Below are 12244 nucleotides of genomic sequence, written 5' to 3' on the forward strand. Positions count from 1 at the left end.
TCCGGCGAAATTCGGGGGAGCGTGTCTATGAAGGATATCCTGCAGGAACTGGAAGACCGTCGTGCCGTGGCCCGTGCCGGGGGTGGCGCGCGCCGGGTGGAGGCGCAGCACGCCAAGGGCAAGCTGACCGCGCGGGAGCGGGTGGAACTGCTTCTGGATGAGGGCAGTTTCGAAGAGTTTGACATGTTCGTGCAACACCGCTGCACCGATTTCGGGATGGAAGAGAACCGCCATCCCGGCGATGGCGTGATCACCGGCTGGGGCACGATCAATGGCCGCATGGTCTATGTGTTTTCGCAGGACTTCACCGTGCTGGGCGGGTCCGTGTCGGAAACCCATGCGGCCAAGATCTGCAAGATCATGGATATGGCCATTCAGAACGGCGCGCCGGTGATCGGGATGAACGATTCCGGTGGTGCACGGATTCAGGAAGGGGTGAGTTCGCTGGCGGCCTATGGCGAGGTGTTCCAGCGTAACATCATGGCATCCGGTGTGGTGCCGCAGATCAGCCTGATCATGGGGCCTTGCGCCGGGGGGGCGGTCTATTCGCCCGCAATGACGGACTTCATCTTCATGGTGAAGGATTCCTCTTACATGTTCGTGACGGGGCCGGATGTGGTGAAGACCGTCACCAATGAAGTGGTGACGGCCGAGGAACTGGGTGGCGCTTCGACGCATACGAAGAAATCATCGGTCGCGGATGGGGCCTGCGAAAATGATGTGGAACTGATCGCGGAAACGCGGCGGCTGTTCGATTTCCTGCCGCTGAACAACCGCGAAAAGGCGCCCGTGCGGCCGTTCTTTGATGATCCGGGCCGGGTGGAAATGTCGCTGGATACGCTGGTGCCGGACAATCCGAACCAACCCTATGACATGAAGGAACTGATCCTGAAGATCGCCGATGAGGGCGATTTCTTTGAAATCCAGAAGGATTTCGCGGGAAACATCATCTGTGGTTTCATCCGGATCGAAGGGCAGTCGGTGGGTGTGGTGGCAAACCAGCCGATGGTTTTGGCGGGATGTCTGGACATTGACGCGTCGCGCAAGGCCGCACGGTTCGTGCGGTTCTGCGATGCGTTCGAGATTCCGATCCTGACCCTGGTGGATGTGCCGGGGTTCCTGCCGGGGACGGGGCAGGAGTATGCGGGCGTGATCAAGCACGGGGCAAAGCTGCTGTTCGCCTATGGCGAGGCGACGGTGCCCAAGGTGACGGTGCTGACGCGCAAGACCTATGGCGGGGCCTATGTCGTGATGTCGTCCAAGCATTTGCGGGGCGATTTCAACTATGCCTGGCCCACGGCGGAAGTGGCCGTGATGGGGGCCAAGGGTGCGGTCGAAATTCTTTATCGCAGCGAGTTGGGCGACAAGGAGAAGATCGCCGCGCGGGTGAAGGATTATGAGGACCGATTTGCCAACCCCTTCGTGGCGGCGGAAAAAGGGTTCATCGACGAGGTGATCATGCCCCATTCCACGCGCCGCCGGGTGGCCCGGGCCTTTGCCAGCCTGCGCGGGAAAAAGCAGACCAACCCCTGGAAGAAGCACGACAATATTCCGCTGTAGGAGCCGAGTGATGCCCGCCGCCCTTGCCCGTATTGCCGTGATGGCCGCCATTCTGGCGGGGTCTGCGGCTGCGCAAGAGGCGGGGGCGGAGCTTGTGGTGGAACCGGGCGACGGGGCGCGGATCGAGGTGCCGTCGGGGCAAGAGATCACTTTGCAGGATGTGATCTGGAACGCGCCGGGGCCGGACGGGCTGGCGCTGCGGTTCCGGTTTCTGGCGCCGGGGATTGCGCCGGGGGGCGGGGTTGAGTTTGAGACGGCCGCCGCCGACATGCAGCATCTGTGCGACAGCTATGCCCTGCCGCGCATCGCCGATCAGGGGCCGCATCCGGAACAGGTGATCATCTCGCTGTCGGATGTGGCGGTGCCCTTTGGCGAGGCCGCGCCCGAGGCCACGCAATTCTTTGAATCCTACCGGATCGAAGAGGGTGTTTGCGTCTGGGAGATGTTCTGATGTCCGCCGATGCACGCATGATGCGTCTTGCCCGTGGGGGCCTTGCTGATGTAGCACGGCCACAGGCTGATAACTTGGCTCTGCCTGCGTGTGCTTTCGCCGATTTTTCGGATATGGTGCGCGAAGGCCGAACCCAAGCGGCCTATGCCTCGCATCGGGGGCAGTCCGGCGGCGTATCGTTCGGTCTGACCCTCCAAGAAAATAGGAGTAGAGGATGTCGAAGAGCACGAAAACCATTCTGGCCCTGGCCATGGTTGCCTTTGTCGCAGCTTGCGCTGCCAAAGAAGAAGAAGTCGTATACGTGGATACCCCCGTTTCGACCGAGCCGACCTACACCGGCAAGTACAAGTAAGACATCCGGGCGGGCCAATGGGGCGTGTCAGCCCCGGCCCGCCCCGATTCTGTCTGGCGCCCTGAAACCGGGCGCCGGATTTGACCTTGGCCGCTTGATCCGGCATGACGCCCCCCTTGGTATTGATGGGGGCAGGACATGCTGAAGCATCGCGGTTTTCCGGGGCGGTTGCCCGGAACAGATTTCCAATTCGTCATCCGGCGCGAGAACCGCAAGGACGGGCCGGCAAAGATCGTGAAGCGGGAACGCTATCGCGACCGCAAGCACGCCGACCGCATGGCCGATCAGGGGTTCATGGCGGCGCTTTGGGCGCAGTTCGGCGAAGAGCCGTTCGAGCGGGGCAATCTGGATGCGGGGCGGTTGTCCTGGCTGTTCGGGCGCGAGGTGGTTCCGGCGGAAGACCCGTTCGATCCCTGTTCCTATGACGCGATGCTGCGCATCGACGTGAAGCGGGCCGAGGCAAGCTTTCCCGAGGTGTTCGCCAAGAACGCCCCTGATTTTGGCTTTGCCGAGGATGATTATGACGGCGATGGGGGGGATGACTAGGCATGGTTTTGCCGACCGCATCCGCATTCCGGCAAGGTTTCGCACAGTGCGATTTCGCTGCTGACTTCGGGTTTGCCATGCGTGCCGTGGTCGGCCAAGCTGATGAACATGCGGGGTGTTCATCCTACGGCCCCCGTCTCTGCCTAGACTGTACCCCTTCCCTTGCAGTCCGGCCTGCCCCGCAGCTGGGGCGGCCGGACCTTTTTTCCAATGACGACAGCGGGCTGTATGCGCGCGCTTCTGCCGATCACACGAAAGCGGGATCGTTCTGCCGCGAATTTCACTTTATTGCGGCTGTGAACACGGTAAACTCGTGCTCAATAACAACCTTGAGAGGCAACGAGCCATGCGTAAATATTTCGTCCTTTTTGCACTTGCCACCACGACCCTTGCGGGTTGCATGGCGACCCCGACCGAGCGCGGCCTTGGCGGCGCGGTCGCCGGTGCCGCCATCGCAGACGCGATGGATGAAAACATGGTTGCCGGTGCCGCACTCGGCGCGCTGGCCGGTGCTGCGTCTTGCGGCCTGCCGGGCCTGCCGCCCTGCCGTCGCTACTGATCTGACGGCTGCCTTCGGGCAGCCTGATGCCACATCGCAAAGGCCATCCGGGCAGTCCGCCCGGGTGGCCTTTGTCATTTCCGCGTCCCGGCCCGGGCGCGGTGCAAGGGGAGAGAGATGTTCAAGAAGATCCTGATCGCCAACCGGGGCGAGATCGCCTGCCGCGTCATCAAGACGGCCCGCAAGATGGGTATCAAGACGGTGGCGGTCTATTCCGATGCCGACCGCAATGCGCTGCATGTGAAGATGGCGGATGAGGCAGTGCATATCGGCCCCGCGCCTGCGAACCAGTCTTATATCGTGATCGACAAGATCATGGCGGCGGTACGCGCGACGGGGGCAGAGGCGGTGCATCCGGGTTACGGCTTCCTGTCCGAGCGGATGGATTTCGCGGCGGCGCTGGAGAAGGAGGGCGTGGTGTTCATCGGCCCGCCCAGCCCGGCGATCGAGGCGATGGGGGACAAGATCACCTCGAAAAAGCTGGCGCAGGAGGCCGGGGTGTCGACGGTGCCGGGCTATATGGGCCTGATCGCCGATGCGGACGAGGCGGTGAAGATCAGCGGTCAGGTGGGGTATCCCGTGATGATCAAGGCCAGCGCCGGGGGCGGTGGCAAGGGGATGCGGATTGCGTGGAACGATGCCGAGGCGGCAGAAGGGTTCCAGTCATCCAAGAACGAGGCAGCGGCGTCTTTTGGCGATGACCGGATTTTCATCGAGAAATTCGTCACCCAGCCGCGCCATATCGAAATTCAGGTGCTGGCCGACAAGCATGGCAATTGCGTCTATCTGCATGAGCGCGAATGTTCGATCCAGCGGCGGAACCAGAAGGTGATCGAAGAGGCGCCGTCGCCGTTTCTGGACCCGGCGACGCGCAAGGCGATGGGGGAGCAGGCCTGCGCCTTGGCGCGTGCGGTGGGCTATACCAGCGCGGGGACGGTGGAATTCATCGTTGATGGCAACCGCAACTTCTATTTCCTGGAGATGAACACCCGGTTGCAGGTGGAACATCCGGTGACGGAACTGATCACCGGGGTTGATCTGGTGGAACAGATGATCCGCGTGGCGGCGGGCGAGCCTTTGCCGTTCAAGCAGGATGATCTGAAGATCAACGGCTGGGCGATGGAAAGCCGGCTCTATGCGGAAGACCCGTATCGGAACTTCCTGCCGTCGATCGGACGTCTGACGCGCTATCGCCCGCCGGTAGAGGGGACGACGCCGCGCGGGGGGATCGTGCGCAATGATACCGGCGTCTTCGAAGGCGGCGAGATCAGCATGTATTACGACCCGATGATCGCCAAGCTGTGCACATGGGGCGAGACGCGCGAGGCGGCAATCGAGGAGATGCGGCTGGCGCTGGACACGTTCGAGGTGGAGGGGATCGGCCACAACCTGCCCTTCGTGGGCGCGGTGATGGATCATCCGCGCTTTGTTTCGGGCAATATCACCACGGCTTTCATTGCCGAGGAATATCCCGAAGGATTCCAGGGTGCCACGCTGGACGGGGGAATGCTGCGCCGGGTGGCGGCGGCAGCGGCAGCGATGAACCGGGTGGCCGAGATCCGGCGCACGCGGATCACCGGGACGATGGACAACCATCAGCGCCGGGTGGGCGATGACTGGGTAGTCGCGGTGCAGGGCGAGGCGTTTGCGGTAACGATCCGTGCAGATCGCGATGGATCGACCGTGACCTTTGCGGAAGGAACCACGCATCGGGTGACCAGCGACTGGACGCCGGGGCAGCCGCTGGCACGGCTGATGGTGGATGGTGCGCCTTTGGTGATGAAGGTGGGCAAGATCTCGGGCGGGTTCCGCCTGCGGCTACGCGGGGCCGAGGTGAAATGCCATGTCCGCAGCCCGCGCCAGCACGAATTGGCGCTGCTGATGCCGGAGAAGATGCCGCCGGACACGTCGAAATACCTGCTCTGCCCGATGCCGGGACTGGTGGTGAAGATCAACGTGGCCGAGGGCGACGAGGTTCAGGAAGGGCAGGCGCTGGCCACAGTCGAGGCCATGAAGATGGAAAACATCCTGAAGGCCGAGCGGCGCGGTGTGGTGAAGAAGATCACCGCCAGTGCGGGGGCGAGCCTGAAGGTGGATGAAGTGATCATGGAGTTCGAGTGAGGTGGCACCCCTTCGCCCGTTCCGCAGTTGCGACCCTTGGCGCGCTGGTCACAGTTCCCTTCTGGGCCGTGGCGAATGCTCTGCTTTGGGACGCTGCGCGGGACGGGGGAGAGGGCTTGCACTGGTTGGCGGCGTTGACAGGATTTCCGTGGTTGTACCCTTCGGCCCCGCCCCGCTTCTTGCTTTTCAATCTGCCAATCTGGGGCGCGGGTGTCGCGCTGTCCTATGCGCTGATCTGGCGCGTCATGGGGCGGGCGGTGGTCTTGTGGCGGTTGGTCCTGCTCTGGGCAGTGTTCGCGGTGCTGATCTTCGCGGTGGCGGGCCTATGGAGGGTTGGGTTGGTCACCGTAGAGCAGGGGGCTGCGGTGCTGGTTTGGATTTATGTTCTGACCGGAGTCTTTCTCGTGCGCGACAGGGCGTGCCAGTGAGCGATCAGCCACCCGCAGCGGGGCGGTTGCCTTGCTGGATTTCCTGCCGACGCAGCGGGAATTTGTCGATGGCGTGGGTGATTTCGCGCACGTCCCAGGGCAGCGGTTTGCGCAGGGTGGTTTTCAGATCCTTGTCGAGGATCACCAGTGAAAAGCCGCGCGGGCGCAGTTTCTTGCGCAGTTCGGAGCGGGCGGTGGGGTCTGTGTCGGTGATCACCACCACATCGCGCGCCAGAAGCGAGGCGGGATCGCGACCGATCAGGTCCATCTGGCGGATGAAGTTCGGATCGTTCGGGGAGTCCGCGAAAACGACCAGCGGGCGTTTCACATACATGAGTTCGTCCAGCACCACCTCGGATGCCGGGACGGGGGCAAAATCGGCGGCCTCTTGTGCGAAGGCCGAAAGCGGCAGCAGGGCTGCGACAAGCAAGGCAAACAGGGTTTTCATGCGGTTCCTCTTTGACCCTGAATATAGGGCAGGCGGCTGAAAACCCAAGGGATATGGCCGGGATGCCCACCCCGGCAGTGGAAGGAAGAAAGATGACGGAAGATCTGTCGAAATGGCGGGCGCTGGCTGCCAAGGAATTGAAGGGTGCGGACCCCGACAGCCTGACATGGCAAACGCTTGAGGGGATCGCCGTCAAGCCGCTGTATACGCAGGCGGATGTGGCGGGGCTGCCGCAGATGGGCGAGTTGCCGGGGGTGGCCCCCTTCACGCGCGGGGTACGGGCCACGATGTATGCGGGCCGTCCTTGGACGATCCGGCAATATGCTGGGTTTTCGACCGCCGAAGAGAGCAACAATTTCTATCGCAAGGCGCTGGCGGCGGGGCAGCAGGGGGTGTCGGTGGCCTTCGACCTTGCCACGCATCGCGGTTATGACAGCGACCATCCCCGCGTGGTGGGGGATGTGGGCAAGGCGGGCGTCGCCATCGACAGTGTCGAGGACATGAAGGTGCTGTTCGACGGCATCCCGCTGGACAAGGTCAGCGTGTCGATGACGATGAACGGCGCGGTGATCCCGGTTCTGGCCAGTTTCATCGTGACCGGGGAAGAGCAGGGTGTGTCGCGGGCAGCGCTTTCGGGGACGATCCAGAACGACATCCTGAAAGAGTTCATGGTGCGCAACACCTATATCTATCCGCCTGAACCCAGCATGCGGATCATCGCGGATATCATTGAATACACGGCGAAAGAGATGCCGAAGTTCAACTCTATCTCTATCTCTGGCTATCATATGCAGGAGGCGGGGGCGAACCTTGTGCAGGAGCTGGCTTTCACGCTGGCCGATGGGCGGGAATATGTCCGCACCGCGCTGGCGCGGGGGATGAATGTCGATGAATTCGCGGGGCGGCTGAGTTTCTTCTTTGCCATCGGGATGAATTTCTTCATGGAAGTGGCCAAGCTGCGCGCGGCGCGGATGCTGTGGCATCGGATCATGGAAGGGTTCGGGGCGCAGAAGACATCCAGCCTGATGTTGCGGACCCATTGCCAGACCAGCGGCGTGAGCTTGCAGGAGCAGGACCCGTATAACAACGTGATCCGCACCGCCTATGAGGCGATGGCGGCGGCGCTGGGCGGGACGCAGTCGCTGCACACCAATGCGCTGGATGAGGCGATTGCCTTGCCGACCGAATTCAGCGCCCGGATCGCGCGGAATACACAGTTGATCTTGCAGGAAGAGACGGGGATCACCCATGTCGTCGATCCGCTGGCGGGGTCTTACTATGTGGAAACGCTGACTGCGCAACTGGCCGAGCAGGCCTGGACCCTGATGGAAGAGGTCGAGGCGATGGGGGGCATGACCAAGGCGGTGGCCACGGGGATGCCCAAGCTGCGGATCGAGGAAAGTGCGGCGCGGCGGCAGGCGATGATCGACCGGGGCGAGGAAGTGATCGTCGGGGTCAACAAGTACCGCAAGGACAAGGAAGACCCGATCGATTTCCTGGATATCGACAATGTGGCGGTGCGCGAGGCGCAGATCACGCGGCTGAACAGCACCCGCGCGGCGCGGGACGAGGCCGCCTGTCAGGCCGCGTTGGAAGAAATGACCCGCCGTGCGGATGAGGGCGGCAATCTGCTGGAGGCGGCCGTGGTTGCGGCCCGCGCAAGGGCCACAGTCGGAGAGATCAGCATGGCGATGGAAAAGGTGTTCGGGCGTCATCGCGCCGAGGTGAAGACCTTGGCCGGGGTATATGGTGCGGCTTATGAGGGCGATCAGGGCTTTGCCCAGATCCAGAAGGATGTGGAAGCCTTTGCCGAAGAGGAAGGGCGGCGGCCGCGGATGCTGGTCGTGAAGATGGGGCAAGACGGGCATGACCGGGGGGCGAAGGTGATCGCCACGGCCTTTGCCGATATCGGGTTTGATGTGGATGTGGGCCCCCTGTTCCAGACGCCGGAAGAGGCGGCGCAGGATGCCATCGACAATGATGTGCATGTGGTGGGGATTTCGTCGCAGGCGGCGGGGCACAAGACATTGGCCCCCAAGCTGGTGCAGGCGCTGAAGGATGCCGGGGCGGGAGAGATTCTGGTGATCTGCGGGGGCGTGATCCCGCAGCAGGATTACCAGTTCCTTTATGATGCCGGGGTGAAGGCGATCTTTGGGCCGGGGACGAATATCCCCGAGGCAGCGAAGGATATTCTGGAGCTGATCCGGGCGACCCGGACCTGAGGACGGCGATGGTTTCTGGTGTGACGCGGCGTGCGGTGGTGATGGGTTTGGGGGCGGTGGGGCTTGGCCTGCGGGCGGCACGGGCGGCGGAGGGGCCGGTCGTGGTGATCGGGGCCGGGCTAGCCGGGCTATCTGTGGCGCGGGCTCTGGCGGATGCGGGGCAGGAGGTGGTGGTGCTGGAGGCGCGGGGTCGGCCCGGCGGGCGCATCCACACCTCACGCCTTTGGCCCGATCTGCCGATGGATCTGGGGGCGAGCTGGATTCACGGGCGCAAGGGCAATCCGCTGGAGGCGTTGGCGCGGGATGCGGGCGCGCGTCTGGTGGAGACGAGCTATGACCGGGCGATCCTGCTGGATGCGGCGGGGGAGGAGATTGATCCCGACCTGCGGGGGGCGGAGCGGATCCTGCGCCGCGCACTGGCGGCTGCCGAGGATCGTGACAGCGATGTTTCGGTCATGGCGGCGGTGGAGGCATCAGAGGGTTGGCGGAAGGCCAGCGCCGGGGAACGGCGGTTGGTGCAGTATCTGATCAACTGCACGCTGGAGCAGGAATATGGCGGGCCTGCGCGGCGTCTGTCGGCCTGGTGGGGCGCGGAGGGGGAGGAATTTGACGGTGCGGATGCGCTGTTCCCCGACGGGTTCGATCAGGTTGCGCGCCACATGGCGCAGGGGGTGAACCTGCGTCTGGGGGCCGAGGTAGTGGAGATTGCGCCGGGGCGGGTGACGCTGGCGGATGGATCTGTGATTCCGGCAGGGCGGATCGTCTGCACGCTGCCGCTGGGGGTGTTGCAATCCGGGCGTGTCCGGTTTGGCGCGGCGCTGGATCCTGCGCGGCAGGCGGCGATTGACGGGCTGGGCATGGGGTTGCTGAACAAATGCTGGCTGCGCTTTGACCGGGTGCAGTGGCCCGATGATGTGGACTGGATCGGCTGGCTGGGGCCGGAGCCGGGCATCTGGGCGGAATGGGTGTCGCTGACGCGGGGGATGGGCGCGCCGGTTCTGCTGGGGTTCCATGCCGGCGATCAGGCGGCCGCGTTGGAGAGGCTGGATGACCGCGCCACGGTGGCGGCGGCATCCGATGCCTTGCGCGCGATGTTCGGATCCGGCTTTCCCGCCCCGGTCGCAGCGCAGGTGACGAGCTGGGGGCGCGATCCGTTCAGTCTGGGCAGTTACAGTTTTCACGCTGTGGGCAGCGGGCCGGACAGCCGACGCGCGCTGGCGGGGGCCGAGTGGGACGGGGCGCTGTGGTTCGCGGGCGAGGCTGCGGAGCCGGATTATTTCGGCACAGCGCATGGGGCGGTGCTGTCGGGGCGCGGGGTGGCGCGGTCCATGCTGGCCGGTTGATGCGGTCTGGCCGGATGTGAAGGGACGATTTTTCTGCGAAAAATCTGACAGGGGCGATGCCCCCGTCAGGCGCGGGGTTCTGGCGCAGCGTTACAGATCCGTGCCGGGTGCCGCAGGCGGTTCAACCGGCGGCGCATCCGGCTTGCGGCGCATGATGATGTCACCGTTTTCCAGCATTTCGGGCATCGAGTAATTCGTCATGTCGTCAATCATGCCCATCATGCTGTCGAGGGCGGGTTGCAGTTCGGTCAACGCGTCGCCCATGCCTTCCAGCGCGGGTTCGAGTTCCTGACGGAAGCCTTCGAAGAACAGGGCAAGGCCGCGTTCCATGAGGCTGGGTCCTTCCTCAGCCTCGGGCGCGGGGGATTCCTGCGCAAGGGCGGGGAGCGGGGCAAGGGCGAGGGCGAGGATCAGGACTGCGTGTTTCATGGGCCATAGATGGGGACGGCGGGCGGCTATTCAACAGGGGCCAGGTCCAGCGACACGGGGAAATGGTCGGACGCATCCAGTAGCGCGGCGCGCAGGGTGGGATTGGCGGCGATCACCGGGTCATCATCGGGGTGCCAAATGCGCCAAACGGGCGCCGCGCGGGCGCGCAGATCGGGCGAGACCATGACGAAATCCAAGAGCGCATCCAGCCAGCGGTTTTGGGGCGCGATGAAGAAACGGGCGGTGGCGGGGGCCACGCCAAGGCGCTGGGTGATGGCCATCTGGGCATGGGGATCGAAGAGGCGCAGGTCGGGCGGGTCGTCGGGGCCGAGGACGACCTCTACCCCGGAATGGCCGAACAGCTTTTCATATTCATCCAGACCGGGGCCATCGTTCAGATCGCCCATGACGATGACGCTGTCGCCCGCCCGGATATGCGCCGTTACCCGCTGGCGCAGCCAGAGGCATTGGGCGAGTTGTTTGCGGCGGTTGTCGATGGCAAGGCGGGTGAGTTCGGCATCATCGCGCGCGCCGTGGGGCGCTTTGGATTTGGCATGTACGCCGATCAGGCGAAGAGTTCCCGCCGCATGGGTGACGGCCAGTTCGAGGGGTGGTTTGGAAAAGCGGATCACCTCGTCCACGCCATCGGCATCAAGGTCATAGCGGAAGGCGGTGTCGAAACGCGGAGCGTTGCTGGCCCCTTGGCGAGGGGCGGGGTCGCCCTGCGGATCGTGGCGGATGGTGAGCCGGTCCGGATCATAGAGAAAGGCAATTTCCTGTTCGGTTTCAGACGGATAGCCGATGATGGCGCGGCGGGCGCGCAGGCCCGCGCTGGCGGCAAAGCGTTCCAGCGCGCGGGTGGTGGAGCGTTTTGATCCGGTGTCGGGCGCTTCGATCACCATGATCCCGTCGGCATCCAGTGCGGCAAAGACTGCGCGTAGGGCGGTCAACTGCCGGTCGCGGGTGATGCCATAACGGGCCGAGGGGTGGGTGTCGTTCAGCGGATGGCCCGCATCATCGAACAGGGCGTTGAACCATTCGACATTGTAGGTGGCAAGGCGCAGGCTTGGCCCTGCCATGGCGTCAGGCCGCCTCTTTCGCCGAAATCTCTTCCCATGCGGCATTCAGCGCGATCAGGCGGCGTTCGGACAGTTTGATCGCCTCTTCCGGGACGCCGCGGGCGAGCATCCTGTCGGGGTGGTGTTCCTTGACCGCGGCCTTCCATGCCGCGCGGGCCTGTTCGATGGGTGTGTCGGGGGGGATGCCCAGCACCTCATACGGGTCGCGGGGCGCGCCTTCGACGAAACTGGCATGAAGGGCGCGGAAGCAGGCATCCGTCAGGCCGAAGATGCGGGCGACCTCGCGCAGGAAATCATCCTCGCCGGGGTGATAGCGGCCATCGGCTAGGGCGATGAGGAACAGCCCCTCCATCACGTCTTCCAGCACGTCGCGGTGACCGGCCCCGAACATGGCGGCGATCTTGCGGGCATAGGCATCAAAGCCCGCCACATCCTGACGGGCGAGGTTGAAGACGCGGGCGGCGTTCTGAAGCTCGGCCTCATCAATCGTGAAGACGCGGCGGAAGGCGGTGACCTCATCCCGCGTCACCTCGCCATCGGCCTTGGCGATCTTGGCCCCCAGCGCGATGACGGCGATGGTGAAGCCGACGGTCAGTTCGGGGTGGTGGTCGACCTTGCCCTGAAGTTTGTCGAAGACAACGGAAAGCGGCTCGCCCTGGGCGAGTGCAGACAGCGCTTCGGCGATGCGGGTCCAGATCGACATATG

The 12244-nt window shown here is 64.0% G+C and carries 13 protein-coding genes; 9 read left to right on the forward strand and 4 right to left on the reverse strand.

Annotation, left to right across the window (positions count from 1 at the left end; translation table 11 throughout):
• The first annotated feature begins 27 nt into the window (after window positions 1-27).
• From RSE12_08030 to RSE12_08060, 7 genes are all read left to right on the forward strand, one after another.
• Window positions 28-1560 (forward strand): acyl-CoA carboxylase subunit beta, encoded by a 1533-nt coding sequence (locus RSE12_08030; protein ID WRH64268.1) that lies wholly within the window; start codon window positions 28-30, stop codon window positions 1558-1560.
• Window positions 1561-1570: 10 nt separating this feature from the next.
• A complete protein-coding gene (locus RSE12_08035; protein WRH64269.1) occupies window positions 1571-2011 on the forward strand; it encodes a DUF6497 family protein in 441 nt (146 codons plus the stop codon).
• Window positions 2012-2225: 214 nt separating this feature from the next.
• Window positions 2226-2363 (forward strand): hypothetical protein, encoded by a 138-nt coding sequence (locus RSE12_08040; GenBank protein ID WRH64270.1) that lies wholly within the window; start codon window positions 2226-2228, stop codon window positions 2361-2363.
• Window positions 2364-2501: 138 nt separating this feature from the next.
• Window positions 2502-2909, forward strand: coding sequence for a hypothetical protein (locus RSE12_08045; protein WRH64271.1), 408 nt, complete (start codon window positions 2502-2504; stop codon window positions 2907-2909).
• A gap of 400 nt (window positions 2910-3309) precedes the next feature.
• On the forward strand, window positions 3310-3468 hold the full coding sequence (locus RSE12_08050; GenBank protein WRH64272.1) for a hypothetical protein: 159 nt from the start codon (window positions 3310-3312) through the stop codon (window positions 3466-3468).
• A 117-nt stretch (window positions 3469-3585) separates the two neighbouring features.
• On the forward strand, window positions 3586-5589 hold the full coding sequence (locus RSE12_08055; GenBank protein WRH64273.1) for an acetyl/propionyl/methylcrotonyl-CoA carboxylase subunit alpha: 2004 nt from the start codon (window positions 3586-3588) through the stop codon (window positions 5587-5589).
• Window positions 5586-6017 (forward strand): hypothetical protein, encoded by a 432-nt coding sequence (locus RSE12_08060; GenBank protein WRH64274.1) that lies wholly within the window; start codon window positions 5586-5588, stop codon window positions 6015-6017. The genes RSE12_08055 and RSE12_08060 overlap by 4 nt, the downstream gene beginning before the upstream one ends.
• 4 nt (window positions 6018-6021) lie before the next feature.
• Here the strand turns inward: RSE12_08060 and RSE12_08065 are convergent, their stop codons facing one another.
• Entirely contained in the window at window positions 6022-6465 is a 444-nt protein-coding gene (locus tag RSE12_08065) for a DUF4174 domain-containing protein (protein ID WRH64275.1), read from the reverse strand.
• Between the two features lie 92 nt (window positions 6466-6557).
• On the opposite strand from RSE12_08065, the gene scpA reads away from it, so the two are divergent.
• Both scpA and RSE12_08075 read left to right on the forward strand, forming a co-directional pair.
• Complete coding sequence (gene scpA, locus RSE12_08070; GenBank protein WRH64276.1) at window positions 6558-8687, forward strand: methylmalonyl-CoA mutase; 2130 nt, start codon at window positions 6558-6560, stop codon at window positions 8685-8687.
• Between the two features lie 8 nt (window positions 8688-8695).
• On the forward strand, window positions 8696-10030 hold the full coding sequence (locus RSE12_08075) for an FAD-dependent oxidoreductase (protein ID WRH64277.1): 1335 nt from the start codon (window positions 8696-8698) through the stop codon (window positions 10028-10030).
• Between the two features lie 90 nt (window positions 10031-10120).
• Here RSE12_08075 and RSE12_08080 read toward each other — a convergent pair whose 3' ends face one another.
• Genes RSE12_08080 through RSE12_08090 form a run of 3 tightly spaced genes read right to left on the reverse strand, consistent with a single transcriptional unit; the run spans window position 10121 to window position 12241 of the window.
• Window positions 10121-10459: an AAA+ family ATPase gene (locus RSE12_08080; protein ID WRH64278.1), complete on the reverse strand. Its 339-nt coding sequence runs from the start codon at window positions 10457-10459 to the stop codon at window positions 10121-10123.
• 26 nt (window positions 10460-10485) lie between these two features.
• Window positions 10486-11538 carry an endonuclease gene (locus RSE12_08085; protein ID WRH64279.1) on the reverse strand — a complete coding sequence of 351 codons (1053 nt, stop codon included), beginning with the start codon at window positions 11536-11538 and terminating at the stop codon, window positions 10486-10488.
• Window positions 11539-11542: 4 nt separating this feature from the next.
• Window positions 11543-12241, reverse strand: a complete 699-nt coding sequence (locus RSE12_08090; protein WRH64280.1) for a molecular chaperone DjiA — start codon at window positions 12239-12241, stop codon at window positions 11543-11545.
• Window positions 12242-12244 lie beyond the last annotated feature (3 nt).

The sequence above is a fragment of the Fuscovulum sp. genome (genome assembly GCA_035192965.1).
Lineage (GTDB): Bacteria > Pseudomonadota > Alphaproteobacteria > Rhodobacterales > Rhodobacteraceae > Paragemmobacter.